The organism is Actinosynnema pretiosum (assembly GCF_024171695.1).
In the GTDB taxonomy this organism is placed as follows: domain Bacteria; phylum Actinomycetota; class Actinomycetes; order Mycobacteriales; family Pseudonocardiaceae; genus Actinosynnema; species Actinosynnema pretiosum.
In genome coordinates this window covers 188,471-214,070 of record NZ_JAMTCF010000003.1, presented here as the reverse complement: position 1 = coordinate 214,070, position 25,600 = coordinate 188,471, and the positions used below count along the sequence as shown (strand labels likewise).

At 70.3% G+C, this 25,600-nt stretch carries 21 protein-coding genes, 3 tRNA genes and 2 pseudogenes; 14 read left to right on the top strand and 12 right to left on the bottom strand.

What is annotated here, in order from left to right; translation table 11 throughout:
* The first annotated feature begins 163 nt into the window (after positions 1-163).
* The 7 genes and pseudogenes from LV78_RS07365 to LV78_RS07335 all read left to right on the top strand — a co-directional run bounded on the left by LV78_RS07365 (position 164) and on the right by LV78_RS07335 (position 6,659).
* A complete protein-coding gene (locus LV78_RS07365) occupies positions 164-595 on the top strand; it encodes a DciA family protein (protein ID WP_372494816.1) in 432 nt (143 codons plus the stop codon).
* 238 nt (positions 596-833) lie between these two features.
* Positions 834-2,807 (top strand): DNA topoisomerase (ATP-hydrolyzing) subunit B, encoded by a 1,974-nt coding sequence (gyrB, locus tag LV78_RS07360; protein WP_253843965.1) that lies wholly within the window; start codon positions 834-836, stop codon positions 2,805-2,807.
* Between the two features lie 46 nt (positions 2,808-2,853).
* Positions 2,854-5,373, top strand: coding sequence for a DNA gyrase subunit A (gene gyrA, locus LV78_RS07355; RefSeq protein WP_308208682.1), 2,520 nt, complete (start codon positions 2,854-2,856; stop codon positions 5,371-5,373).
* Between the two features lie 35 nt (positions 5,374-5,408).
* Entirely contained in the window at positions 5,409-6,266 is an 858-nt protein-coding gene (locus LV78_RS41510) for a DUF3566 domain-containing protein (RefSeq protein WP_253843964.1), read from the top strand.
* Positions 6,267-6,320: 54 nt separating this feature from the next.
* A tRNA-Ile gene (locus LV78_RS07345) sits at positions 6,321-6,394 on the top strand.
* A 36-nt stretch (positions 6,395-6,430) separates the two neighbouring features.
* Positions 6,431-6,541 (top strand): annotated as a pseudogene (locus LV78_RS07340) (DLW-39 family protein); the annotation flags it as partial.
* Positions 6,542-6,586: 45 nt separating this feature from the next.
* A tRNA-Ala gene (locus LV78_RS07335) sits at positions 6,587-6,659 on the top strand.
* Positions 6,660-6,997: 338 nt separating this feature from the next.
* On the opposite strand, the gene LV78_RS07330 is transcribed toward LV78_RS07335, so the two are convergent.
* Entirely contained in the window at positions 6,998-7,429 is a 432-nt protein-coding gene (locus LV78_RS07330; protein ID WP_253843963.1) for a DoxX family protein, read from the bottom strand.
* A 136-nt stretch (positions 7,430-7,565) separates the two neighbouring features.
* Between LV78_RS07330 and LV78_RS07325 the strand changes: the two genes are divergently transcribed.
* Positions 7,566-8,111: a DUF2020 domain-containing protein gene (locus tag LV78_RS07325; RefSeq protein ID WP_096490928.1), complete on the top strand. Its 546-nt coding sequence runs from the start codon at positions 7,566-7,568 to the stop codon at positions 8,109-8,111.
* Between the two features lie 82 nt (positions 8,112-8,193).
* Here LV78_RS07325 and LV78_RS07320 read toward each other — a convergent pair whose 3' ends face one another.
* On the bottom strand, positions 8,194-8,799 hold the full coding sequence (locus LV78_RS07320; RefSeq protein ID WP_253843962.1) for a hypothetical protein: 606 nt from the start codon (positions 8,797-8,799) through the stop codon (positions 8,194-8,196).
* 94 nt (positions 8,800-8,893) lie between these two features.
* Between LV78_RS07320 and LV78_RS07315 the strand changes: the two genes are divergently transcribed.
* Together LV78_RS07315 and LV78_RS07310 are read left to right on the top strand one after the other, a co-directional pair.
* Positions 8,894-9,442 carry a peptidylprolyl isomerase gene (locus LV78_RS07315; RefSeq protein WP_253843961.1) on the top strand — a complete coding sequence of 183 codons (549 nt, stop codon included), beginning with the start codon at positions 8,894-8,896 and terminating at the stop codon, positions 9,440-9,442.
* Between the two features lie 62 nt (positions 9,443-9,504).
* A complete protein-coding gene (locus tag LV78_RS07310) occupies positions 9,505-10,338 on the top strand; it encodes a rhomboid family intramembrane serine protease (protein ID WP_253843960.1) in 834 nt (277 codons plus the stop codon).
* A gap of 229 nt (positions 10,339-10,567) precedes the next feature.
* On the opposite strand, the gene LV78_RS41505 is transcribed toward LV78_RS07310, so the two are convergent.
* Complete coding sequence (locus tag LV78_RS41505; protein ID WP_253843959.1) at positions 10,568-10,990, bottom strand: PH domain-containing protein; 423 nt, start codon at positions 10,988-10,990, stop codon at positions 10,568-10,570.
* A gap of 232 nt (positions 10,991-11,222) precedes the next feature.
* Complete coding sequence (crgA, locus tag LV78_RS07300) at positions 11,223-11,489, bottom strand: cell division protein CrgA (protein WP_096490932.1); 267 nt, start codon at positions 11,487-11,489, stop codon at positions 11,223-11,225.
* A 138-nt stretch (positions 11,490-11,627) separates the two neighbouring features.
* Between crgA and LV78_RS07295 the strand changes: the two genes are divergently transcribed.
* Together LV78_RS07295 and LV78_RS07290 are read left to right on the top strand one after the other, a co-directional pair.
* The gene (locus LV78_RS07295; RefSeq protein WP_253843958.1) at positions 11,628-12,920 is read left to right on the top strand and encodes a class E sortase; all 1,293 of its coding nucleotides are present in this window, start codon (positions 11,628-11,630) and stop codon (positions 12,918-12,920) included.
* 1 nt (position 12,921) lies between these two features.
* Entirely contained in the window at positions 12,922-13,080 is a 159-nt protein-coding gene (locus LV78_RS07290; RefSeq protein ID WP_253843957.1) for a hypothetical protein, read from the top strand.
* A gap of 31 nt (positions 13,081-13,111) precedes the next feature.
* On the opposite strand, the gene LV78_RS07285 is transcribed toward LV78_RS07290, so the two are convergent.
* Positions 13,112-14,458, bottom strand: coding sequence for an FAD-dependent oxidoreductase (locus tag LV78_RS07285; protein WP_253843956.1), 1,347 nt, complete (start codon positions 14,456-14,458; stop codon positions 13,112-13,114).
* Positions 14,459-14,523: 65 nt separating this feature from the next.
* Here LV78_RS07285 and LV78_RS07280 point away from each other — a divergent pair, with 65 nt between their 5' ends.
* The gene (locus LV78_RS07280) at positions 14,524-15,165 is read left to right on the top strand and encodes an aminodeoxychorismate/anthranilate synthase component II (protein WP_253843955.1); all 642 of its coding nucleotides are present in this window, start codon (positions 14,524-14,526) and stop codon (positions 15,163-15,165) included.
* Positions 15,166-15,277: 112 nt separating this feature from the next.
* Here LV78_RS07280 and pknB read toward each other — a convergent pair whose 3' ends face one another.
* The 7 genes and pseudogenes from pknB to LV78_RS07245 form a co-directional block, all read right to left on the bottom strand.
* On the bottom strand, positions 15,278-17,326 hold the full coding sequence (gene pknB / locus LV78_RS07275) for a Stk1 family PASTA domain-containing Ser/Thr kinase (RefSeq protein WP_253843954.1): 2,049 nt from the start codon (positions 17,324-17,326) through the stop codon (positions 15,278-15,280).
* A gap of 685 nt (positions 17,327-18,011) precedes the next feature.
* Positions 18,012-19,058, bottom strand: a pseudogene (locus LV78_RS07270) (serine/threonine-protein kinase); the annotation flags it as partial.
* Positions 19,058-20,524: a peptidoglycan D,D-transpeptidase FtsI family protein gene (locus LV78_RS07265; RefSeq protein WP_253843953.1), complete on the bottom strand. Its 1,467-nt coding sequence runs from the start codon at positions 20,522-20,524 to the stop codon at positions 19,058-19,060. The gene LV78_RS07265 and the pseudogene LV78_RS07270, both read right to left, overlap by 1 nt.
* Positions 20,521-21,984, bottom strand: coding sequence for an FtsW/RodA/SpoVE family cell cycle protein (locus LV78_RS07260; protein ID WP_253843952.1), 1,464 nt, complete (start codon positions 21,982-21,984; stop codon positions 20,521-20,523). The genes LV78_RS07265 and LV78_RS07260 overlap by 4 nt, the downstream gene beginning before the upstream one ends.
* Before the next feature lie 3 nt (positions 21,985-21,987).
* On the bottom strand, positions 21,988-23,409 hold the full coding sequence (locus LV78_RS07255; protein WP_253843951.1) for a PP2C family protein-serine/threonine phosphatase: 1,422 nt from the start codon (positions 23,407-23,409) through the stop codon (positions 21,988-21,990).
* Positions 23,406-23,870 (bottom strand): FHA domain-containing protein FhaB/FipA, encoded by a 465-nt coding sequence (locus LV78_RS07250; RefSeq protein ID WP_012782663.1) that lies wholly within the window; start codon positions 23,868-23,870, stop codon positions 23,406-23,408. The genes LV78_RS07255 and LV78_RS07250 overlap by 4 nt, the downstream gene beginning before the upstream one ends.
* A gap of 50 nt (positions 23,871-23,920) precedes the next feature.
* On the bottom strand, positions 23,921-25,201 hold the full coding sequence (locus LV78_RS07245) for an FHA domain-containing protein (RefSeq protein ID WP_308208681.1): 1,281 nt from the start codon (positions 25,199-25,201) through the stop codon (positions 23,921-23,923).
* A gap of 114 nt (positions 25,202-25,315) precedes the next feature.
* On the opposite strand from LV78_RS07245, the gene LV78_RS07240 reads away from it, so the two are divergent.
* Positions 25,316-25,398 (top strand) — tRNA-Leu (locus LV78_RS07240).
* The last annotated feature ends 202 nt before the right edge of the window (positions 25,399-25,600 follow it).

The window sequence follows — 25,600 nt, the reverse complement described above, 5'->3', positions numbered from 1 at the left end:
GACTCGATCCACACCTGGGGATAAACCTGTGGATAGTGTGGATAACTCGCCCACTTCCGGGGGAGTTTCCACACCTCAACCCGCTCCTGAGGGTGTTCTGCGGGGTTCCGACCTCGCCCGCGCCGCGCTGGAGGCCGCCCGCGCGGCGAACAAGGCGCGCGGCGTGCGGAGCAGGCGCGCCACCGGCGGGGCCGCCGCGCGCAGGCGCAGGCGCACCTGGTCCGGTCCCGGCCCGGACGACCGCGACCCGCAGCCGCTCGGCAGGCTCGCGTCCCGGATCGCCGCCGATCGGGGGTGGGCGGAGAAGCTCAGGGGCGGCCAGGTCATCGCGCAGTGGCCGAAGCTGGTGGGGGAGGACGTCGCCGAGCACGCGCAGCCGGTGACGTTCGAGGACGGCGAGCTGACCGTCCAGGCCGACTCGACGGCGTGGGCGACGCAGCTGCGCCTGCTCCAGCGGGAGCTGCTGAAGAAGATCGCCGCCGGGCTCGGCCCGAACGTCGTCAAGCGGCTCAGGGTGCTGGGTCCCGCCGCGCCAAGCTGGCGCTACGGCCCCAGGCACGTTTCGGGGCGGGGTCCGCGCGACACCTACGGGTGAGCGGAGGGCGGTCCGCAGCGTCGATCCTGTGGCGCGGTGAGCGGGCGGCAGCGCTTCCCGGAACAGGGGTTGGCGGTGGCCCCTCTCTGTGAGTCGCTTCCGGGCTTCTGTGAGCAACTGAGGTGCGTCCTTGGTGTGCTCCTGTCGGTGCGCCCCGGTAGACTCTTGGGGAAGCGTTACCGTTCTGCCGCAGAGTTGCGGCATCCCTGTCGCTCCAGTTCGAGGAGACACCAGGCCCGTGACAGCCCAGAAGAACGAATACGGCGCGTCGTCGATCACCGTGCTGGAAGGGCTGGAAGCGGTCCGCAAGCGCCCCGGCATGTACATCGGCTCCACCGGGGAGCGCGGTCTGCACCACCTGATCCAGGAGGTCGTGGACAACTCCGTCGACGAGGCGATGGCGGGCTACGCCTCCAAGGTCGTGGTGACGCTGCTGGCGAACGGCGGTGTCCGGGTCGTCGACGACGGTCGCGGCATCCCGGTCGACCTCCACCCCGTCGAGGGCAAGCCGACCCTGGAGGTCGTGCTCACCAAGCTGCACGCGGGCGGCAAGTTCGACAGCGACTCCTACGCGGTGTCCGGCGGCCTGCACGGCGTCGGCATCTCCGTGGTGAACGCGCTGTCCACCGCCGTCGACGTCGAGGTCAAGCGCCAGGGTTTCACGTGGAACCAGCGCTTCGAGGCCAGCAAGGCCGCGCACGAGCTGCAGCGGGGCGTCCCGACGTCGGAGACCGGCACCACGATCACGTTCTGGGCCGACCCGACGATCTTCGAGACCACCGACTACAACATCGAGACCATCTCGCGCAGGCTCCAGGAGATGGCGTTCCTCAACAAGGGCCTGAGCATCGTCCTGCGGGACGAGCGGGTCGCCGAGGCCGCCGACGAGGAGGCCGACGCCGAGGGCCACGTGGCCAAGGTCCGCGAGCGGGTCTTCCACTACCCCGGCGGCCTCGAGGACTTCGTCCGCCACCTGAACCACACGCGCGAGGCCGTCCACCAGAAGGTGGTCAGCTTCGAGGCGAAGGGCGAGGACCTCGAGGTCGAGGTCGCGATGCAGTGGAACACCGGTTACACGCCGTCGGTGTACACCTTCGCGAACACGATCAACACGCACGAGGGCGGCACCCACGAGGAGGGCTTCCGCGCCGCGCTGACCCGCGTGGTCAACGAGTACGCGCGCGACAAGAAGCTCATCAAGGAGAAGGACGCCAACCTCACCGGCGACGACATCCGCGAGGGCCTCGCCGCGATCATCTCGGTGAAGCTCAAGGAGCCCCAGTTCGAGGGCCAGACGAAGACCAAGCTGGGCAACAGCGAGGCCAAGTCGTTCGTGCAGAAGTCGACGAACGAGCACCTGGCGGACTGGTTCGAGCGCCACCCCAACGAGGCCAAGACCATCATCACCAAGGCGGTCTCGTCCTCGCAGGCCCGCATCGCCGCCCGCAAGGCGCGCGAGCTGGTGCGCCGCAAGGGCGCCCTGGACATCGGCGGCCTGCCCGGCAAGCTCAAGGACTGCCGCTCCTCCAACCCGGAGGAGTGCGAGGTCTACATCGTGGAGGGCGACTCCGCGGGCGGCTCGGCCAAGGAGGGCCGGGACTCCATGTACCAGGCGATCCTGCCGATCCGGGGCAAGATCATCAACGTGGAGAAGGCCCGCATCGACCGGGTGCTCAAGAACACCGAGGTCCAGTCGATCATCACGGCGATGGGCACCGGCATCCACGACGAGTTCGACGTCAGCAAGCTGCGCTACCACAAGGTCGTGCTGATGGCGGACGCCGACGTCGACGGCCAGCACATCCGCACCCTGCTGCTCACCCTGCTGTTCCGCTTCATGCGCCCGCTGCTGGAGCACGGGCACGTGTACCTCGCCCAGCCGCCGCTGTACAAGATCAAGTGGCTGCGGGCCGAGCCGGAGTACGCCTACAGCGACCGCGAGCGCGACGGCCTGATCGAGCGGGGCCTCGCCGCGGGCAAGAAGATCGGCAAGGACGACAACATCCAGCGCTACAAGGGCCTTGGCGAGATGAACGCCGAGGAGCTGTGGGAGACCACGATGGACCCGGCCAACCGGGTGCTGCTCCAGGTGACGATGGACGACGCCGCCGCGGCCGACGAGCTGTTCAGCGTGCTGATGGGCGAGGACGTGGAAGCCCGCCGGTCCTTCATCACCCGCAACGCCAAGGGCGTCCGCTTCCTCGACGTGTGACCCGTCCCGCCCGTAGCCCGTTGTCCTCTCCCAGGAAAGAAGAACCGTGAGCGAGACGACCCTGCCCCCGATCGGCGGCGGAAGCGACCGCACCGAGCCGCGCGACCTCCAGCAGGAGATGCAGAACTCGTACATCGACTACGCCATGAGCGTGATCGTGGGACGGGCCCTGCCGGACGTGCGCGACGGCCTCAAGCCGGTCCACGTGCGCGTGCTGTACTCCATGTTCGACTCCCGCTTCCTGCCCGAGCGCAGCTACAACAAGTGCGCCCGCGTGGTCGGCGACGTCATGGGCAACTACCACCCGCACGGCGACTCGGCGATCTACGACGCCCTCGTGCGCCTGGCCCAGCCGTGGGCGATGCGGTACCCGCTCATCGACGGCCAGGGCAACTTCGGGTCCCAGGGCAACGACCCGGCGGCGGCCATGCGGTACACGGAGTGCCGCCTCACCCCGCTGGCCATGCGGATGCTCGCGGACATCGAGGAAGACACCGTCGACTTCCGCGACAACTACGACGGCCGCATCCAGGAGCCGACCGTCCTGCCGTCGCGGGTGCCGAACCTGCTCATCAACGGCTCGTCCGGCATCGCGGTCGGCATGGCCACCAACATCCCGCCGCACAACCTCCGCGAGGTCGCGGACGGCGTGGTGTGGGCGCTGGACAACCCGGAGGCCTCCGACGAGGAGACCCTGGAGGCCATGATCGCCCGCATCAAGGGCCCGGACTTCCCGACCTACGGGCAGATCCTCGGCACCCAGGGCATCGAGGACGCCTACCGCACCGGTCGCGGCTCGGTGAAGATGCGCGCGGTCGTCGAGATGGACGAGGACGCCAAGGGGCGCACCATCCTCGTCGTGTCCGAGCTGCCCTACCAGGTCAACCCGGACAACCTGGTCGAGAACATCGCGTCGCTGGTGCGCGACCAGAAGATCAACGGCATCTCGAACATCGCCGACGAGTCCAACCGCCGCTCCGGGATGCGCATCGTCATCACGGTCAAGCGCGACGCGGTGGCGAAGGTGGTGCTGAACAACCTCTACAAGCACACCCAGCTGCAGTACTCGTTCGGCGTCAACATGCTGTCGCTGGTCGACGGGGTGCCCCGCACGCTGCGCCTGGACCAGATGATCCGGCACTACGTGAAGCACCAGATCGAGGTCATCGTCCGGCGCACCAAGTTCCGGCTGCGCAAGGCGGAGGAGCGGGCCCACGTCTGGCGCGGCCTGGTCAAGGCGCTCGACCAGCTCGACGCGGTCATCGCGCTGATCCGCCGGTCGGACACCACCGAGTCGGCGCGCACCGGCCTGATGGAGCTGCTCTCCGTCGACGAGGTGCAGTCCAACGCGATCCTGGAGATGCAGCTCCGCCGCCTGGCCGCCCTGGAGCGCCAGAAGATCATCGACCAGCTGGCCGAGATCGAGCTCCAGATCGCGGACCTCAAGGACATCCTGGCCAAGCCGGAGCGGCAGCGCGCCATCGTGCGCGAGGAGCTGCTGGAGATCGTCGACAAGCACGGCGACGACCGGCGCACCAAGATCGTCCCGTTCGACGGCGACGTGTCCATGGAGGACCTGATCGCGGTCGAGGACGTGGTGGTCACGATCACCAGGACCGGCTACGCCAAGCGCACCAAGACCGACCTGTACCGCGCCCAGAAGCGCGGCGGCAAGGGCGTGCAGGGCGCGCAGCTCAAGCAGGACGACATCGTGCAGCACTTCTTCGTGTGCTCCACGCACGACTGGATCCTGTTCTTCACCAACAAGGGCCGGGTGTACCGCACCAAGGCCTACGACCTGCCCGAGGCCAGCCGCAACGCGCGCGGCCAGCACGTGGCGAACCTCCTCGCGTTCCAGCCGGACGAGGAGATCGCCCAGGTCATCCAGATCAAGAACTACGAGGCCGCGCCGTACCTCGTGCTGGCCACCCGCAACGGCCTGGTGAAGAAGTCCAAGCTGTCGGACTTCGACTCCAACCGCTCGGGCGGCCTGATCGGCATCAACCTCCGCGAGGAGGACGAGCTGGTCGGCGCGGTGCTCACCGGCGAGGGCGACGACCTGCTGCTGGTGTCCAAGGACGGCCAGTCCATCCGGTTCCACTCCAGCGACGACGTCCTGCGCCCGATGGGCCGCGCGACCTCCGGCGTCCAGGGGATGCGCTTCAACAGCGACGACGAGCTGCTGTCGATGGGCGTGGTGCAGGAAGGGCTCTTCGTTTTGGTCGCCACCGACGGTGGGTATGCCAAGCGCACCCCGATCGAGGACTACCCGGTGCAGGGGCGGGGCGGCAAGGGCGTGCTGACGATCCAGCACGACCGCAGGCGTGGGAGGCTTGTGGGAGCTCTCATCGTCGACGTCGAGGACGAGCTGTACGCGATCACCTCCGCGGGCGGGGTCATCAGGACCAGCGCCAAGGAGATCCGCAAAGCGGGTAGGCAGACCAAGGGCGTTCGCTTGATGAACCTCGGGGAGAAGTCGACCTTGATCGCGGTCGCGCGCAACGCGGACGAGCCCGCCGACGTCTCCACCGGTGAAGAGGAGCAGGCGACCGAGCCTGCCAACTGAGAGCAGCGCGGACGACGAGAGGTTGAGGACAGCTCGTGACTCCACCCGAGAAAGAGGACCGGGACGCGGACAAGACCGCGGTGATCACCCGGCCGAGCGTCGAGGCGGCCAAGGCGCCCGAGGCGGCAGCCGCGTCATCGGGTGAACCGGAGAAGAAGCCGGAGGAGGTCGTGACCACCGCCGCGCCCGCAGCCGCCGCTCCGGAGGCCGCGAAGGCCCCGGAGAAGCCCGCGGACGAGAGCCCCACGGTGGCGGTGACGCCCCCGCCGTGGCAGCGGTCCACCAGCGAGGGCGGCTACAGCGAGGCGGCCCAGGTCGGGCCGGGCGACGACGTGAAGCCCGCCGAGGCGGGGGCTCCCGCGTCGCCGGTCTTCCCGTCGCTGGACCAGGACACGGTGGCGGTGGCCAAGCCGGTCCCGCCCGGCGCCGCTCCGGCGGCTGCCGCGGCGGCGGCAGCGCCGCGCACGGCCGTGAACCTGGGCAACCAGTCCAGGCCGCAGGCGTCGTCCTCGGCGCGCCGCCCCGGCAGGGGACCCCGGCGGGCCAGCCTGCAGGTGAAGCGGGTCGACCCGTGGTCGGTCCTGAAGCTCGCGCTGGTGCTCAGCGTGGCGCTGTTCTTCGTCTGGCTGGTCGCGGTCGGCGTGCTGTACGGCGTGCTGAACGGCATGGGCGTGTGGGACAAGATCAACAACACCGCGAACGACCTCCTCCAGAGCGAGGAGGCCAGCGGTGATCCGCTGATCAGCGCGGGGCGCGTGTTCGGCGTGTCCGCCATCGTGGGCGCGGTCAACATCGTCCTGTTCACCGCGCTGGCCACGGTCGGCGCGTTCGTCTACAACGTCTCTGCCGACCTCGCGGGCGGCTTGGAGGTCACGCTCTCCGAGCGGGAGTGACCCCGATTTGGGGCAACGGCGGGTGGTGTTGTAGTCTTCTCGTCGTTGCCCCGAGGGCCTATAGCTCAGGCGGTTAGAGCGCTTCACTGATAATGAAGAGGTCGGAGGTTCAAGTCCTCCTAGGCCCACCGGATGTATCCAGGGATTGCTCAGAGGGGAACACTGTGAAGAAGATCATCGCACTTGTCGCAGTCGCCGGTGCGGTCCTGTTCTTCGTCAAGCGCAGTCGCGCGGCCAAGGCCGACGCTGACCTGTGGCGCGAGGCCACTGCTCCGGCCAACTGACGCCGCGAGGGCGGTTCGTTCTGCCGCCCCCCGCGAGGGGACGTAGCTCAATTGGCAGAGCACCGCCTTTGCAAGGCGGGGGTTAGGGGTTCGATTCCCCTCGTCTCCACTCGGCCGAGGCCGATCTGTGTTCGCGGAGAGCGCGAACCGGGTCGGCCTTCGTCATTTCCACCGGGGGCGCAGCCCCCGGACCCCGCCCGGAGGGCTTCGCCCCCGGACCCCCTGCGGTGGTCCTGATCTGCGGTAGTCGCCGCCGAGTGTGTTTTTTGCTCCGGTCCCATTCGGGTCGGGGTTTTTTTGTTTTGTGATCAAGAGCACCGATCGAGAGCGCCGGTGGTGCGTGGGGGCTTTTCCCGGACGTGGAAGGGCCCGCACCCCCGGCCGGGAGGGTGCGGGCCCCTGGTTCCTTGCTGACGCCCTTGTCAGTTGGTGCTGAGGTAGTCGCGGTCAGGCCGCCGCGTTCGCCAGCTCTCGGTTCTCGGTGCTCCGCTTCCTGGAGGCCAGGATGGTGTCCACCGCCCAGACGCCCGGACCCGTGAAGGCCAGGAGCAGGAAGGCCCACGAGTAGACCGCGGCCAGTTCGCCCTTGTTCTCGATGGGGAGCAGGCCCATCGGCTGGTGGACGACGAAGTAGGCGTAGGCCATGGCGCCGGAGACGATGATCGACGCCACGCGGGTCCAGAGGCCGATCAGGACGAGCACGCCGCCGATGACCTCGATGAGGCCCGCGGGGCCCGAGGGCCAGTTCAGGGGCGAGAAGCCGCCCTTGCCGCCCAGGACGCCGAAGACCTTCTGGGCTCCGTGGCAGATCATGAAGAAGGCGATCACGATCCGGAAGACCGAGAGGATCTGCTCTCGACCTCGATCCAACAAGCTCATTTCGATTCAGTCCTCACTTGGCAGGGGCGAGTGGCAGGTAAGGACAAGCTAACGGTCTTCACGTTACGTGCCTAGATCGTCACGCTGTCGATTCGCTGTCTGGGGTCTGTCGGCGATCTGGTTGACTTGCCGCGCCATGAAGCGACTGCTGCCCTCCCTGCTGATCCTCGGCGCGCTCACCGCGTGCGGGGGTCAGGAAAGCCCCGGTGGGACCTCGGCGCAGGCATCCCAGCCCGCGTCCACGCAGGTCACCACGTCCTCCACGCCCAGCGGGCCGCCCCCGGCGCCCGAACCGGCGGTCGAGGGCACCTGCCCCTATCTGGACAAGTCCGAGGTCGCTCAAGCCAACGGGCAGCTCGTGCCCAAGGTGATGCTGTCGAGCGACAAGACGAATCCCGCGTGCTTCTTCTACGCGAACGCGACTGAGATCCAGTTGACCGTTCGGGTGTACCGGGGTGACGCCACAACGGCCAAGGCGTTGGTCAACGAGGCGGCCCCGATCGCCGATTCCAACCCCGCCACCGAGCCCGCGGGCTGGGAGGGCGGGTCGATGGCCACCGACGCGGGCGCCGTCTACGCGGTCGCCAAGGCCGGGGACGCCGTCGTCATCACCAGCAACCAGAAGCAGACCATCAAGGCGAAGCAGATCGCCAAGCTGGTCGTCCAGGGCCTGGCGGGCTGAGCCGGGCCGCCCGGAACGCGCGAAGCGCCCGTCCCCCTGCTTTGGAGGGCGGGCGCTCGCGGTTCGTGGTGGGTTCGGGGCGTCAGCTCCGCTCGGTGACCCGGCCGTTGCGGGACGCGGCGTCCCGGTCGGACGAGCCGGAGTACGGGATGTCGCCGTTCAGCGGGTGCACGGGGGCCTCCTCCTCCAGGAGCACCTCCTGCGGGCGCTTGTTCAGCGCCGCCCAGCCCGCGACCGCGCCCGCGGCGAGCAGGCCGAGCACCCAGGGCCACTTGCGCGAGGACTTCTGGGGCTTGCCGAACTCCTTGCGCGCCTGCTTCGCCGCCTTGCGGATGTCCTTGGCGCGGACACCGGCCTCCTTGCGGGCCCGCTCGGTGGCCTTCGCCACGTCCTTGCGGACCGCCTTGGCCCTCTTGGCGAGCTTGCGGCGGCTGCGCCTGGTCTGCTTCTCCACCTGCTCGGCACGCTCGACGAGCAGGCCGGCGCGATCGGCGACGACGCCGCGCACGTGGTCGGCGGTCACCCCGCGCTCGGCGAGCTTGCCCTCGAGCTTCCCCGCCCACTGAGCTGCGGCGTCAGCGCTGGCGTGACCAGCGCGAACCGCTCCCCGGCGGGCGGCGCGGAGACCCGTTCCCACTGCCCTGCCCGCCGACTCGCCTGCTCGGGTCATGGCGTCTACCTCATCCATATCGCGCTCCACAAGCTGTCGGACAGTCACATTTCGGCAATACCCATCCTGCCCCTTCCCCAACCACAGCGCCGGTAGATGGCACGATGGGGAGGTGGCAGACAGCAACGAATCGCTCGTCGGGCGCAAGGTGACGGCGACCCTGCACACCTCGCAGGGCGTCATCAAGATCAACCTTTTCCCCGACCACGCCCCCAAGACGGTGGCGAACTTCGTGGGCCTCGCCGAGGGCACGAAGGCGTACACCGAAGCCAACGCGAAGGGCGAGGCCAGCGGGCCCTTCTACGACGGTGCGATCTTCCACCGGGTCATCGCAGGCTTCATGCTGCAGGGCGGTGACCCCACGGGCACCGGTCGCGGCGGCCCCGGTTACAAGTTCGCCGACGAGTTCCACCCGGAGCTCAAGTTCGACCGCCCCTACCTGCTGGCGATGGCGAACGCCGGGGCCAACACCAACGGCTCCCAGTTCTTCATCACGGTCGCCCCGACCTCGTGGCTGAACTTCAAGCACACGATCTTCGGCGAGGTCGCCGACCAGGAGTCCCGCGGCGTCGTCGACAAGATCGAGAACGGTCCGACCGGTGCGGGTGACCGCCCGGTCAACGACGTCGTCATCGAGAAGGTCACGATCGAGAAGGCCTAGTGGCAGGCACTCCGGTTCCACCCGGCGGCCCGATCGGGGCGCAACCAGGCCAAGCGGCCTGCGTGCGACACCCCGATCGGGCCACCGGCCTGCTGTGCGCGCGGTGCGAGCGCCCCGCCTGTCCCGACTGCCTGCGCGAGGCGGCCGTGGGCTTCCAGTGCGTCGACTGCGTCACCGAGGGGGTCCGCACCACGAGGCAGGCCCGCACGGTGGCGGGCTCGACGCACGCCTCGACCGGGCGCGGGCTCCTCGTGGTCCCCGTGCTCATCGGCATCAACCTCGCGCTGTTCGCGCTGACCGCCTACCTGGGCGGCGGCGTGACCGACCGGGACGTCTTCCAGAGCGCCGTGACCCAGGAGGGGGCGCTCGTCCCCTACTTCGTCGCCGTCGGCGAGTGGTGGCGGCTGGTCACCTCGGGCTTCCTGCACCTGGGCATCACGCACATCGGCCTCAACATGGCCTCGCTGTACATCCTCGGGCGCGACCTGGAGCCCGTCCTCGGGCGGGTCAGGTTCCTCGCGGTCTACCTGGTGTCCCTGCTGGGCGGCAGCGCGGCCGTGTACCTGTTCGAGGAGGTCGTCTCCATCACGGCGGGCGCCTCGGGGGCCATCTACGGCCTGATGGGCTCCCTGCTCGTCGTGCTGCTCAGGCGGCGGCTCAACGCCACGCCGGTGCTGGCGGTCATCGCCATCAACGTGTTCCTGAGCTTCTCGCTGCCCAACATCTCGATCCTCGGGCACCTGGGCGGCATCGCGGTCGGCGCGGCGGTCACCGCGGCGCTGGTCTACGCGCCGCGCGGGCCGAACCAGGCGAAGTGGCAGCTCGGGTCGGTCGCGGCGTTCGCCGTCGCGCTGGTCGTGCTCACCGTCGTCCGCACCGCCGTGCTCGTGGGCTGAGCCCCGCGAGGGGTTCGGGACCCCGACGGCCGGAGCACCGGAAGTTCACCTGAAGCGGGATCGGGGGTCGGGGGTGTCGCCCCCGGCCCGACCGCGCCCAGCCGGGTCGGCCGGGCGCGGCGGGGCAGTTGTCCACAGGTGGGAGCGGAACCTGTGGAATACCGGGGACGGTGATGAGCGCCACTCGACGCTCACCCGTCCGGGGCGGGTCTTGATCGGGCCGAGCGGGTCACGGCCGCAGCGCGTGCAGCACCTCGGCCACGTCCTGCGGGTCGGCGCCCAGGTCGAGCTGGGTGAGCACCACCAGGCGCTCCTGCTCGCCGCGCTCCCAGTCCAGCTCCAGGGTCCGCACCACGCGCCCCAGCCTGCGGGTGCTCTGCAGGCGCACCTTCACCTCGTGCCAGGCCATGTGGTGCTCCCGGCGCAACCCGCGCACGGTCAGACCCGTCTCATCAACGGCCAGCCTGGGGCGTACCAGCGCGCCCTGCAGGGACATCCACCCCAGCAGCGCGACGGCGAGGCCGAGCATCACGCGGGAGGGGGCGTCGGGGGACATGAGCAGCAGCACCAGCACGATTACGGCCAGTGCTCCCGCGAGGGCCACGAACGCGGGATTCGTGGCCCAGGACCGGGTGGGCGGAGGTGACGTCACACCCGTGAGTGTCCCGCACTCCGAGACGGGGCTGTGGACAACTCCCGCCCTGGACCGGGGCTTGTGCGTTTTGGCGCAAAGTTATCCACAGGAGTTGTCCCCATTGGGGATGACTTGCGACCGTGCGCTCCGGTCACCCGCTGTTCACCCGGTCAGGCCGGGCCGGACACGCGAGAGGGGCCGGGCGCGCAGTGCGCCCGGCCCCTCCGGAGAGCTGTCCCGCGTCGACCGGTCAGCGCCAGCGCATCGTCATCAGCAGGCCGACGATGATCAGCGCGAAGCCGATGCCGAAGTTCCACGACCCGAGGTCCATCATCACCGGGATCTTCTCGCCCGCGATGTAGTTGACCACCAGCCAGGCGAGGCCGAGCAGCATGACACCCAGCATCACCGTGATGTAGAACGGGTGCGAAGGACCTGCTGCCTTGACCTTCACCGGGGTGCGTCGATCGGCAGGCGCCGTGTAGACGGCCTTCTTGCGGACCTTGGACTTGGGCATGGCTGTCCTCGCCTGACGGTGGATAGGCCTGGGTGGGCGCGTCAGTTAACGCCCACCGCTGGGGGAACACGTTAACGTAACCGAGCAGGTCCTAGAAGCACTGTGCTGGACTGGAGTCATGGCCGGGAGGTTTCTCAGGTGAGCTTCGACCCGCCCGCGACGCGCGGCGGACCGTCGGGACAGCCGCCGCACGCTCAGCGCCCGAGGCCGTACCCAGCCCCGCAGGCGTCCGGTGGCAGACCAGGCGGCCCGCCGCCGACCCCGCCCCAGGGCGGTTGGTCCGCGCCGCAGCCGACCACCCAGGTCGCGCGCCAGCCGCAAGGCCCCCGGCCTGCGCCGCGCGGTCCCCGGCACTCCCAGCAGCGCCCGCCCCAGGACGAGGCGACGCAGGTGCTGCGGCCGGTCGGCGACGCGCCGACGCAGTACGCGCAACCCGTGGGGCACAGCCTCCCCCCGGCGCCGGGACGGCCCGTCGCCCCGCCGCGCCACCGGGCGCCGCGCAGGCCCGTCGAGCCTCCCACGGAGGTCATCCCCAGGTTCGCGGGCGACCGGGACGACTACGAGGACCCGCAGGACGACCTCGACCACGACGACCTCGACGAGGGCGCCGGGGCGGACCGGCACGAGCCGGACTACCCGCCCGAGGGCCCGCTGCGCAAGGTCGTGCGGGGCACCGGTGAGGCGCTGATCACGCTCGGCCTCGTCGTGCTGCTGTTCGTGGTCTACGAGGTCTACGTCACCGACCTGATCTCCGCGGGCAAGCAGGACGACGTCACGTCCGCGCTGGACGAGGAGTGGAAGGACTCGAACACCGTCGCGGCCGACCCGCAGCGCGAGGTCAAGTACGACCTGCTCGACGGCAAGGCGTTCGCGAAGATCTACATCCCGGTGTTCGGGGCGGACTACAAGTTCTCCATCGTCGAGGGCACCACCGACAAGGACCTGGAGACCGGTCCCGGCCACTACAAGGGCACCGCCCTGCCGGGGGAGAAGGGCAACTTCGCGGTCGCGGGGCACCGGGTCGGCAAGGGCTCGCCGTTCAACGACCTCGACCTGCTCAACTCGTGCGACGCGATCGTGGTGGAGACCCAGACGTCCTGGTTCGTCTACCGGATGCTGCCGAAGAACAGCGAGGTCGCGGGGTGGGCCTCCCGCGCGTCCGACCCGAGGTGCAAGGACGTCGTGCCGCTGAGCGGGGCGTACTCCAGGACCCAGGGCCAGGAGATCGTGCTGCCCTCGGCGGGCGAGGTCATCAACGAGGTCCCGTACAACGAGACCGAGGTCCCCGACGACCAGCTCAAGCCGCTGATGACGCTGACCACGTGCCACCCGCGCTTCTCGGACAAGCAGCGGCTGATCGTGCACGCGTCGCTGGCCCAGCACTACCCGAAGTCGGACGGCTTCCTGCCCCCCGAGCTCAAGGAGCAGTGAGGTGTACTCCTGGATCTGGCGCCACCTCCCCGGCCCCCTGCCGGTTCGGGTCCTCGAGGCCGTCCTGCTGGCGGCCGGGGTGGTGGCGCTGCTGATGTTCGTCGTCTTCCCCTGGGCGGAGCCGATGCTCCCGTTCAACCAGGTGACGACCGAGCAGTGACCGCCGGGTCGCGGCGGTCAGGTCGTGGCCGTCAGGACCGGGAGACCGAGGTCATCTCCTCCCGGTCCACGACCTTGACCCGCTCGCGACCGCGCTCGGCGCCCAGCGCCTTCTCGTGCGCGTCCAGCTTCAACCAGCCCTCCACCGTGGTGAACGGGACGGCGCGCTGCTCCAGGAACCGGACGATCGCGTCCGGCTCCGGGAACTGGCAGGCGGGCAGCGCGTCGGCGTCCGCCAGCAGGTTCGTGACGGTCTCCAGCGCGTCGCCCTTGGTGTGGCCGATCAGGCCGACCGGGCCGCGCTTGATCCAGCCGGTGACGTACACGCCCGGCAGCGGCTGCTCGTCCAGGTCGACCACGCGGCCCCCGGCGTGCGGGACCGTGCCCGACGCGGTGTCGAACGGCAGGTCGACCAGGCTCGTGGACAGGTAGCCCACCGCCCGGTACACCGCCTGCACCGGCCAGTCGGTGAACTCGCCGGTGCCCTTCACGTTGCCGTCGCCCGCCAGCTCCATGCGCTCGGTGCGCAGGCCGACGACCTTCCCGTCCTCGCCGGTCACCTCGACCGGGGCCTCCAGGAAGTGCAGGTGCAGCCTGCGGGGCCGGTCGCCGACGTCGCGCAGCGCCCACTCCTGCAGCGTCTTCACGACCATCTCGACCTGCTTGCTCGACCGGATCGAGGCCATGCTGCCCTCGTCGAAGTCGATGCCCTCGGGGTGCACGATCACCTCGACGTTGGGCGAGTGGTCCAGCTCCCGCAGCTCCAGCGGGGTGAACTTCGCCTGCGCCGGGCCCCGGCGGCCGAACACGTGCACGTCGGTGACGGGGCTGGTCTTCAGGCCCTCGTAGACGTTGTCGGGGATCTCGGTGGTCAGCAGCTCGTCGGCGGTCTTGGCCAGCACGCGGGCGACGTCCAGCGCGACGTTGCCGACGCCGAGCACGGCGACCTGCGAGGCGGTGAGGGGCCAGGTCCGGGGCACGTCCGGGTGGCCGTCGTACCAGGAGACGAAGTCGGCGGCGCCGTAGCTGCCGTCGAGCTCGATGCCGGGCACGTCCAGCGCCCGGTCCTTCTCGGCGCCGGTCGAGAAGATCACGGCGTCGTAGTGCTGCCTCAGGTCCTCCAGCTTCACGTCCACGCCGTACTCGACGTTGCCGAAGAAGCGGATCTCCGGCCGGTCGAGCACCTTCTGCAGCGCGTTGACGATCCCCTTGATCCGGGGGTGGTCGGGAGCGACGCCGTACCTGATCAGACCGTACGGGGCGGGCATCCGCTCGAACAGGTCGATGGAGACCTCGGCGTCGGACTTGGTCAGGATGTCGGCGGCGTAGATGCCCGCGGGGCCCGCGCCGACCACGGCGACGCGCAGGGAACGACTCATACCCTAAGGTTAGGTGGGCCTTAGTTCAGTACCTGCGAGAGGTTCCTCACGGCTACCCTGGCGCCATGCGCGTGCTGGTGGTCGACAACTACGACAGCTTCGTCTACAACCTCGTCCAGTACCTGGCGCAGCTCGGCGCCGAGTGCGTGGTCAAGCGCAACGACGAGGTCGAGGCCTCGGACGTCGCGGCGGCGGGCGGAGTGCTGATCAGCCCCGGTCCCAGCACGCCGCAGCGGGCCGGTCGGAGCATGGACGCCATCCGCTGGTGCGCGGACTCGGGCGTCCCGGTGTTCGGCGTGTGCCTCGGCCACCAGGCCATCGGCGCGGTGTGGGGCGCGACCGTCGACCTCGCGCCCGAGCTGCTGCACGGCAAGACGTCGGTGGTGACCCACGAGGGCGCGGGCGTGCTCGCCGGGCTGCCCCGGCCGTTCACCGCGACCCGCTACCACTCGCTGACCGTGCTCCCGGAGACGATCCCCGACGAGTTCGAGGTGACCTGCCGGACCGAGGGCGGCGTGGTCATGGGGATGCGGCACCGCGAGCTGCCCGTCGAGGGCGTCCAGTTCCACCCCGAGTCGGTGCTCACCGACGGCGGCCACCGGATGCTGGCCAACTGGCTCGCGGTGTGCGGCCACGAGGTGCCTGAGGCCGTCGTGGGCGAGCTGGAGCGCGGCATGAGGGACCTGGCCGCGGCGGCCCGGCGCTAGGCCGTTCCGCGTCCGCTCAGACGGCGAAGGGCCCTCCCGGCAGCTCCGGGAGGGCCCTTCCGCGTTCCGCCGACCGCGCCGACCCGGCTCCGGGGTCCCGGCGCGCGGCGGCCTAGTTGCTGGGCGGCGTGCTGCTCGACCCCGGCCGGAACTCGCCGACGACGACGCTGAGCCGCTGCGCCTTGGTGATCGCCGACCCGACGGAGGTCTGCTGGGACTGGACCTTGCGGTCCTGGGAGAGGTCGCTCACCGCCGTCTTGGTGACCTGGAGGTCGCCGTTCCACTGGGCCTGCCGCAGCGCCGCCTTGGCCTCGGTCTCGGTCATGCCCCGCAGGTCCGGCATCGAGATCATGTTGCCCTTGGACACGCTGAGGGTGACCGTGGTGCCCTTCTCGACCCGGCCCGCGCCGGGGTCCTGCGCGATGACCTGGCCCGCGTCGGTGGCGCTGTCGACCTGCTTGACCTGCACCTTGAAGCCCGACTGCTCCAGCGAGGCCCGCGCGTCGTCCTCCTGCACGCCGATCACGTTCGGCAGCACGACGGACTCGGGCTCCCGGCCGATCTTGATCGTGATCGTGGTGCCCTTGGGGGCCTTCGTGCCGTGCATCGGGTTCTGCTCGACGACCTTGTCGACCTTCGCCGGGTCGCTGGTCTCCACCCGCTCCTGGTTCGTGTCGAGCTTCCAGTCCTCGCCGAGCTTGGCCTGCGCGTCCGCGACGCTCAGCCCGGTCAGGTCGGGCACCTCGACGTCGTCCGGGTTCGTGCCCACCATGACGACGACCTTGGTGTTCCGGTCGACCGCCTTGCCGCTCGCGGGGCTGGTCTCCAGCACCCGGTCGATGTCCTTGGCCGCGTCGCACTTGGGCTGGCTGCCCGGCTGGCACGGCACCAGCTGGAGGCTGATCTCCAACCCGGCCTCGGACAGCGCGTTGCGCGCCTCCGAGGTGGTCTTGCCGACCAGCGTCGGCACCGCGACCTGCTGGGAGTCGCCGCTGGAGGTGTCGTTGTCCCCGAGCACCGACGTGGTGATCCAGATCGCCAGCGCCAGCACGCCCGCGCAGAGCAGGACGACGATGGCGATCATCCACATCCGCCTGCGCGCGGCCAGGCGCTCCCGCTCCTCCTCCAGAGCCGCGCTGTAGTTGCCGGTGTCCTCGCGGTCGCGCTCCCGCTCGCGCTCCCTGACCGCCGACTGCCGGTGCCTGCCGCCGCCGCTCGTCGTCTGCACCGCCTCGCTGCGCGTCGGCGCGGAGGGCGCCTGCTGCTGGTCCAGCAGCGCGGTCCGCTCCTCGCTCGTCATCACGACGGGCGCGGACGGCCGCTGGCCGGACAGCACGCGGACCAGGTCGGCGCGCAGCTCGGCGGCCGACTGGTAGCGGTTCGCAGGGCCCTTGGCCATCGCCTTGAGCACGATGGAGTCCAGCGCGGGCGACACCTTCGGGTTCAGCGACGACGGGGACTTCGGCTCCTCCCGCACGTGCTGGTAGGCCACCGCGACCGGCGAGTCGCCGGTGAACGGGGGCTCGCCGGTGAGCAGCTCGAACAGCACGCAGCCCGACGCGTACACGTCGCTGCGGCCGTCGACCGCCTCGCCCTTCGCCTGCTCGGGGGAGAGGTACTGGGCGGTGCCGATCACCGCGGCGGTCTGCGTCACGGCGGCCTGGCCGTCGTGCACGGCGCGCGCGATGCCGAAGTCCATGACCTTGACGGCGCCCGAACGGGTGATCATCACGTTCGCGGGCTTCACGTCGCGGTGCACGATGCCGTGCCGGTGGCTGAAGTCCAGCGCGGCCGACACGTCCGCCATGACCTCCATGGCGCGCTTGTTCGACAGCGGGCCCTGGGTCTTGACGATGTCGCGCAGCGTCCGCCCGTCCACGTACTCCATGACGATGTAGGGCAGCGGGCCGTACTGGGTCTCGGTCTCGCCGGTGTCGTACACGGCGACGATGGCGGGGTGGTTCAGCGCTGCGGAGTTCTGGGCCTCACGACGGAACCGCTCCTGGAACTGGGCGTCGCGGGCGAGGTCGGCGCGGAGCACCTTGATCGCCACGTCCCGGCTGAGCCGCACGTCCTTGCCCTTGTGGACCTCGGACATGCCGCCGTAGCCGAGGGTCTCCCCGAGTTCGTAGCGGTTGGAGAGCAGTCGCGGAGTGCTCATCAGTGCTTCGTCCCGCTCCTCGTCAACGGTCTCAAGCCTTGTCGTGCCCGTCGTGCGCGTTCAGCCTGCCGCCCCCGGTTCAGGTGGGCACGCACGTGACGCGCACCCGTGTACCGATCGCGACCTCTCCCTCGGGTTCCAGCTCGCTCACCCGGCACCGCCTCGCGTCCGAGGGCGCGCCGCCCCGCTCCGAGCGGATCTCGGGCTCGACGCCGTGCCCGGCCAAGGTTGCCGCGACCTCGTCCGCGGGCGCGCCGAGGTGGTCCGCCCCGGTGATCCGCACCGTCGGAGTGCCGGGGAACCGGTCGGTCGCGTCCTCCCGCGCCGACCTGCTCGCGGAGGGAGTGCTGTCCTGCGGGTTCGGACCGCCGGGCACCCCATCGTCCCCCGCGACCTCGCGCACGATGAGCACGCTGAGTGCGATCAGCGCGATCACCAGGAAGGCGACCATAACCCACAGCAGAGGGCGACCGCGTCCAGGATGCCGGCCCGGAGCGCCCGACGGGTGGAAAGCACCCGTGTGCGGGCCTGCCGCGGGAGGGTGGATGGGCTGCATCCCCGGACGCGAACCGGGGTGCGTCACGGGGATGCCGGGGTGGGTGAGCTGCGCCGGGGGCGTGAGCTGCTGCGGGGCCATCGGCGGGGGAGCCGCCAGCTGCTGCGGCGGCGTGAGCTGCGCCGGGAGCTGCTGCGACGGCATCGGCGGCGCGCTCATGGGCGGCGCGCCCATCGGCTGGACCGCCATCGGCTGCGCCTGCGCGGCCTGCATCGGCTGCCCGGTCATCGGAGGCGCGCCCATCGGCTGCACGGGCAGCTGCTGCGAGGGCGGGGCCTGCGGAGGGGGAGCCAGCTGCGGGGCGCCCACCGCCATCGCCAGCCCGGACGGCGCGGGCAGCGGCTGACCGGCCCGCACCGCGGCCACCGCCGAGGCGAACTCGCCGCCGTTGCGGTACCGCTGCCTCGGGTCCTTGACCAGCGTCGCCTCGATCAGCGCCCGCACGGCGGGCGGCACGTCCGGCGGCAGCGGCGGCGCGACGTCCCTGATGTGCATCATCGCGACGGTCACCGCGTTCTCCGACAGGAACGGCCGGTGCCCGACGAGGCACTCGTAACCGCACACCGCCAGCGCGTACACGTCGCTCGCGGGCTCGGCGTCGTGCCCGGTCGCCTGCTCGGGGGCGATGTAGTGGGCCGTGCCCATCACCATCCCCGACCGGGTCACCGGGGCCGCGTCAGCCGCCTTCGCGATGCCGAAGTCGGTGATCTTCACCTTGCCGTCCGGGGTCACCAGGATGTTCCCCGGCTTCACGTCCCGGTGCACCAGGCCCCGCTCGTGCGCGGCCTGCAGCGCGGTGCCCGCCTGCTCCAGCACGTCGAGCACCCGCTCGGCGTTCATCCGCCCCCTGGCGATGACCGCGGCCAGGGGCTCGCCCTCGACCAGCTCCATCACCAGGTACGCGGTGTCCTCCGGCCCGTCGGGCTCGGAGGCCGTCTCCCCGTAGTCGTGCACCCCGGCGATGCCGGGGTGGTTCAGCGACGCGGTGGTCCTGGCCTCGATGCGGAACCGGTTCAGGAACTCGGCGTCCCCGCTCAGCTCCGCCTTGAGCACCTTCACCGCGACGTTGCGGTCCAACCGGGTGTCGGCGGCCTCCCAGACCTCGCCCATGCCGCCGACGGCGATCCGCCTGGTGAGGCGGTACCGCTCGGCGAGGAGCTGGCCGGAGGACAGCATCACCTGCTCCCGAGGTAGCTGCTGATCACCGCGCGGCCGACGGGCGCGGCCACCCGGCCGCCGGTCGCGTTGCCGCCGGACTGGCCGCCGCTCTTCTCGACGATGACCGCGAGCGCGATCTGCGGGTCGTTCGCCGGGGCGAACGCGGTGTACCAGGCGTGCGGGTTCGGGGTCGAGCCCGCGCCCCACTCGGCGGTGCCGGTCTTCGAGGCGATCTGGATGTTGCTGAGCTTGCCCGTGCCGCCCGCCTTGTTCTCGGCGGCGATCATCATCTCGGTCAGCATCTGGGCGCTGTCCTCGGACATGGCCTCGTCGACCTCGTCGGGCTTGGTCTCGGAGATGGTCGCCGTGTCGGTGCCGAGGATCTTGTCCACCAGGTACGGCTTCATCCGGACGCCCTTGTTGGCGATGGTCGCGACCATCACCGCGTTCGCCAGCGGGGTCACCTGGACGTCGCGCTGGCCGATGCCGGTCTGGTAGAGCGCGGGCTGGTCCGGGATCGGGCCGATCGTGGAGGCCGCCGTGGTCATCGGGACCTGGTACTTCTGGTCGTCGATGCCGAACTTCGCCGCCTGCTCGCGCAGCTTCGCCGTGCCGAGGTCGCTCGCGAGCTTCGCGAACGCGGTGTTGCACGACTCGGCGATCGCCTGCTCCAGGGTCGCGTTGACGCCGTTGTTGCAGTTGTTGCCGTTGAAGTTCGGCAGCTCGGTGTTCGTGCCCGGCAGCGTGATGGTGGGGCGCGCGTCGACCTGGGTCGACTTGTCCATGCCCTCCTCGAGGCCCGCCGCCGCCACGACCAGCTTGAACGTGGAGCCGGGCGGGTAGGTCCAGGACAGGGCGCGGTTGGCGTCGGGCTGCGCCGCGTTGTCCTGGGTGACCTCGTTCCAGTACGCCTGCTCCTCGGCGATGTTCTGCACGGCCAGCTTGTTCGGGTCGAACGAGGGCGTGCTCACCAGCGCCAGGATCTTGCCGGTCTTCGGCTCGATCGCCACGACCGCGCCGGTCCGGTCGCCCAGCGCCTCGTACGCGGCCTGCTGCGCCTTCGGGTTGATCGTCACCTGGAGGCTCGCGCCCTTGGGGTCGCGGCCGGTGATCAGGTCGGACAGCCTGCGCGTGAACAGCCGGTCGTCCTCGCCGATCAGCAGGTCGTTCTCGGCCCGCTCCAGCCCGTTCGAGCCGAAGTTGTTGGCCAGGTAGCCGGTCACCGGCAGGTACATCGGCCCGTTGGAGTAGACCCGCTGCCAGCGGTCCTTGTCCGGGATCGGCGTGACCGTGGCCAGCGGGGTGCCGTCGGAGGCGATGATGCTGCCGCGCTCGCGGGAGAGCATCTCCAGGAGGCCGCGCCGGTTGTACTGGCTCGTGCGGTACTCGTCGGCCTTGATGACCTGCACGTACGTCGCGTTCGCGAGCAGGATGACCATCATGACCATCATCGCGACGCCGACTCGGCGGAGCGGGGTGTTCATTTCGGACGCTCCACCATGACAGTGAACTGGTCGGCGATCGCGGGCTGCTGCGCGCGCGGCTTCACCGGCGCCTGCGGCGACCGGGCCGCGTCGGAGATCCGCAGCAGCAGGGCCACCAGGACGTAGTTGGCGAGCAGCGACGAGCCGCCCTTGGACAGGAACGGGGCGGTGATGCCGGTCATCGGGATCAGCTTCATGACGCCGCCGATGATGATGAAGACCTGGAACGCCACCGCGAACGCGAGGCCGCCGCCGAGCAGCTTGCCGAACGTGTCGCGCACCGACAGCGCGTTGCGCAGGCCGCGCAGCGCGAACACGGTGTAGAGCAGCAGCACGGCGACCAGGCCGACCAGGCCCAGCTCCTCGCCGATGACGGCGGCGATGAAGTCGGTGTTCGCCTCGGGGACCAGGTCCGGCCTTCCGCCACCCAGCCCCGCGCCGAACAGGCCGCCCGTGCCGAAGCTGAACAGCGACTGCAGGATCTGGTGGCCCTCCACCAACGGGGCCGCGAACGGGTCGATCCAGTTGTCGACGCGGGTCTGGACGTGGATGAACAACCGCCACGCCACGACCGCCGCGCCCATGAACAGGCCGACGCCGATGATGATCCACACCGCGCGCTCGGTCGCCACGTACAGCAGCACCAGCACGATGCCGAAGAACAGCAGCGACGAGCCGAGGTCCTTCTGCAGCACCATGACCGACACCACGACCGCCCACACGGCGATCAGCGGGCCCAGGTCGCGGGCGCGCGGCAGGTCCATGCCGAGGAACCGGCGGCCCGCGATGGTGAACAGGTCCCGCTTCGAGACCAGGAAGGCCGCGAAGAAGACCATCAGCAGGATCTTCGCGAACTCGCCCGGCTGGATCGAGACGCCGCCGAAGCGCAGCCAGATCTTCGCGCCGTTGATCGTCGGCGCGATGAAGCCGGGCAGGACGCCCGGCAGGATCAGCGCGACCAGGCCGACCAGGCCCGAGACGTAGCCGAACTTGGCCAGCGTGCGGTGGTCCTTGAGCAGCTTGAGCGCCGCGCAGAACAGGACGAGCGACAGGCCCGTCCACATGACCTGCTTCGGCGCCGCCGGGGACCAGGGCTCGCCCTCGATGAGGACGTCGGCCATGCCCAGGTCGATCCGGTGGATCACGACCAGGCCGATCCCGTTCAGCAGCGTGACGCACGGCAGGATCACCGGGTCCGCGTAGGGCGCCCAGGTCCGCACCGCGAGGTGCGTCACGGCCAGCATCACCAGGTAGGCCAGGCCGTACCAGATGATGTTGAGCGAGAGCTCCTTCTCCTGGTTGGCCTCGACCAGGACCAGGGCGGCGGTGACCAGCACCGCGCCGAAGGCCAGGAGGAAGAGCTCGGTGCTCCGCTTGGTGGGTGGCGGTTTCAACCCCGGCGACGTGCCGCTCGCCCTCGCGAGCGGGGTGTCCTCCGCGCCGGTGCCCGGCGAACCCATCGGCTACTGACCCTTCCGGCAGTCCGTGCCCGGCGTCTGCGCGAGCGTGGGGAGGGGGGTGCCCTCCGTGGTGGTGGTCGGCGGGACCGATGACGAGGACGGGTCCTGCGCGCCGCTCGGCGGCGGCTGCTCGGCGCTCGTCGCCGACCCGGTGGTCGTCGACGGCGGGGTCGGGGGAGCCGTCTGCGGGTCCGCGCACAGCGGCAGCAGCTGCTCCGTGCGCAGCCTGCGGATCGCCTCGCGGGCGCCCTCCAGGCCGTCCACGGCGGTGATGCCGCTGCTCACCTCGTCCCGCATGAAGACCTTCAGGTCGTCCAGTGCGATCGGCTCGCAGCCCTGGGAGCCGGGCGGGCACGAGCCCTCCACGACCGTGTTCAGCTCGAAGCCGAGCACGCTCCCGGTCACCCCGCGGAACACCGACACCTGGCCGTCCTGCGCCGCGCCCACGTAGTACTGGCGCATCACCCACCAGCGGGTGGCCAGACCGGCGCCCGCCAGCAGCAGGAGCACCAGCACGAGCAGCGCCAGGACCTTCAGCTTGCCCTTGCGCTTCGGGGCCTGCGGCGGCGGTGGCGGCTGCTCCTGCCTCGGCGGCGCGGGCCGGGGCCCGGTGATGGAGCTCGCCCGCGAGGCGGGCGAGTCCGGCGGTGGCGGGTCGTCCCCGCCGTCACCGGCCGCTCCGCCCACTATCGGGGCGTTCTCGCCGAAGTCGACGTCGACGACGTCGGCCACGACCACGGTGACGTTGTCGGGCCCGCCGCCCTTGAGCGCCAGCTCGATCATCCGGTCGGCGCACGCCTGCGGGTCCGGGATGCGGATCGCCTCGTCCAGGGTCTCCAGCGTGACCACGCCGGAGAGGCCGTCCGAGCAGAGCAGGTAGCGGTCGCCCGGCCTGGCCTCGCGCACCATCAGGCGCGGTTCGACCTCGTGGCCGGTCAGCGCGCGCAGCAGCAGCGAGCGCTGCGGGTGCGTGGCCGCCTCCTCCTCGGTGATCCGGCCCTCGTCGATCAGCGACTGGACGAACGTGTCGTCGTGCGTGATCTGGCTGAAGGTCCCGTTGCGCATCATGTAGGCGCGCGAGTCGCCGATGTGCACCATGCCGAGGCGGGTGCCCGCGAACAGGACGGCGGTGAGCGTGGTGCCCATGCCGTCCAGGTCGGGGTCGCTCTGCACGAGCTCGGAGATCGCCCCGTTGCCGTTGATCACCGCGTCGCGGAGCTGGCCGAGGAGGTCGTCCCCCGGCTCGTCGTCGTCGAGCGGCGCGAGGGCCGCGATGACGACCTTGCTGGCGACCTCGCCCGCGGCGTGGCCGCCCATGCCGTCGGCGAGCGCGAGCAGGCGGGGGCCCGCGTACACGGAGTCCTGGTTGTTCTGGCGGACCAGGCCCCGGTCGCTCCGGGCCGCGTATCGGAGGACGAGGGTCATGACCTCAGCTCGATCACCGTCTTGCCGATCCGGATCTGGGAGCCGATCGGGACCCGGACGGGACTGGTGACCTTCGCGCGGTCGAGGTAGGTGCCGTTGGTGGACCCCAGGTCCTCAACGAACCACTCGTCGCCGCGCGCCGACAGACGCGCGTGCCGGGTCGACGCGAAGTCGTCGTCCAGCACGAGCGTGGAGTCGTCGGCCCTGCCGATCATGATCGGCTTCCCGTCAAGCGTGATCCGGGTGCCCGACAGGGCCCCCTGCGTGACCACGAGCTGCCTGGGCGCCTTCGCGCCGCCCTTGCCCGCCCCCCTGAACCCCTTCTTGATCGACGGCGTCGGGACCCTCAGCCCCGACGCCGCGTAGAGGTCAGAACGCACCACTCGAAGCGCAGCCAACACGAACAACCAGAGCAGGATGAGGAACCCCGCTCTGGTCAGCTGCATCACCAGCTCTGGCACCGGTTGTAACCGCTCCTGACTTGAGTGCCGTCACGTCACACGTCTCGACCTCAGCCCTGTGTGCGGAAGACCAGCGACGAGTGGCCGATGCGGACGACGTCGCCTTCCGCGAGCTGCCAGGTCTGCACCGGGGTCCCGTTCACCGTCGTGCCGTTGGTCGAGCCGAGATCAGCGAGCATGGCACTGTGCCCGTCCCAGGTGATCTCCAGGTGCCTCCTGGAGACCCCGGTGTCGGGGAGCCGGAAGTCGGCCTCCTGGCCGCGGCCGACCACGTTGCCGCCCTGCTTCAGGTTGTAGGTCCGGTTGGACCCGTCGTCCAGGTGCAGCGTCGCGTTCAGCTGGCGCTGCGCGCCGCCCGCCGGGGCGCCGCCGTAGCCGCCCTGCTGGCCGTAGCCCTGGTCGTAGCCGCCCGCCTGCTGGCCGTAGCCCGCCTGGTCGTAGCCCCCGGCCTGCTGGCCGTAGCCCGCCTGGCCGCCCTGGTCGTAGCCCGCGCCGCCCTGGCCGTAGCCCTGGTCGTAGCCCTGCTGCTGGCCGTAACCGGGCTGCTGGCCGCCCTGGCCGTAGCCCTGGTCGTAGCCGGGCTGCTGGCCGCCCTGGCCGTAGCCCTGCTGGTCGTAACCGGGCTGCTGGCCGCCCTGGCCGTAACCCTGGCCGTAGCCCTGGTCGTAGCCCTGCTGCTGACCGCCCTGGCCGTAGCCCTGCTGGTCGTAACCGGGCTGCTGGCCGCCTTGGCCGTAGCCCTGCTGGTCATAGCCCTGCTGGCCGTAGCCCTGCTGCTGGCCGCCTTGGCCGTAGCCCTGCTGGTCGTAACCCTGCTGGCCGCCGTAGCCGCCCTGCGCGTAGGGGTCGTAGCCGGGCTGGCCCTGTCCTTGTCCGTAGCCGGGAGGCTGGCTCATTGATCCGTCTCCTGCAGTGCGAGGTGGTGCTGACCGTCGGCTGTCAACTTTCACGTCGGGGTCGACGGACGAGCGGGTTCGGAACTGACCGGTGTGCAGCGCGTCGGAGCGCTCCAGGGAGACTACGACGTCACCATAGGTATCCCATCCGCTCTCCTCCAGGTGCTCCTGGATGGAGTCGCCCAGGGACTTGGTGATGCGTAGTTCATCCTGGCCGTCACCGGCAAGCCTGTCGTGGTCCTCAGGGCCGAGCAGGACCACGTAGTGGTTGGGGGCCAGCAGCCGCCCGCCCGCCAGCTCCCGGATGTTCCCATCCGCCTCCCGCTGGAGGGCCTGGGCCACTTCCTGCGAGACGACGTTGCCGCCGAACACCCTGGCGAAGGTGTCGCCAACCATGCCTTCGAGACGGCGCTCGAAGCGCTGTACGAGGCCCACGGCAACCCTCCGACTCGGTCGACTTCTGACCCGATCGTATCCGGGCCGGGGAGGCGGGACACGGGCCAATTGGTAATCCGGATGGAGATCGTGCTAGTGTTCTCCTCGTCGCCAGGGCGAGTGGCGGAATGGCAGACGCGCACGGTTCAGGTCCGTGTGTCCGAAAGGACGTGGGGGTTCAACTCCCCCCTCGCCCACCGAATACCGGAGGCCCACCCCCAACAGGGGGTGGGCCTCTTGGGTTTTCGGAGGTTTTCCGCTGTTCGCCACGGGCAAACCGGGCAGTGATGTGTGTCACTCGAACGGCCCCGCGCTCGGCGGTCGGTTGGTTTCAAGCGGTGAACGGTCGTCGATGCGGTTCGCCGCCGTTATTCGAGCCCGGCGCGTATCGGATTCCAG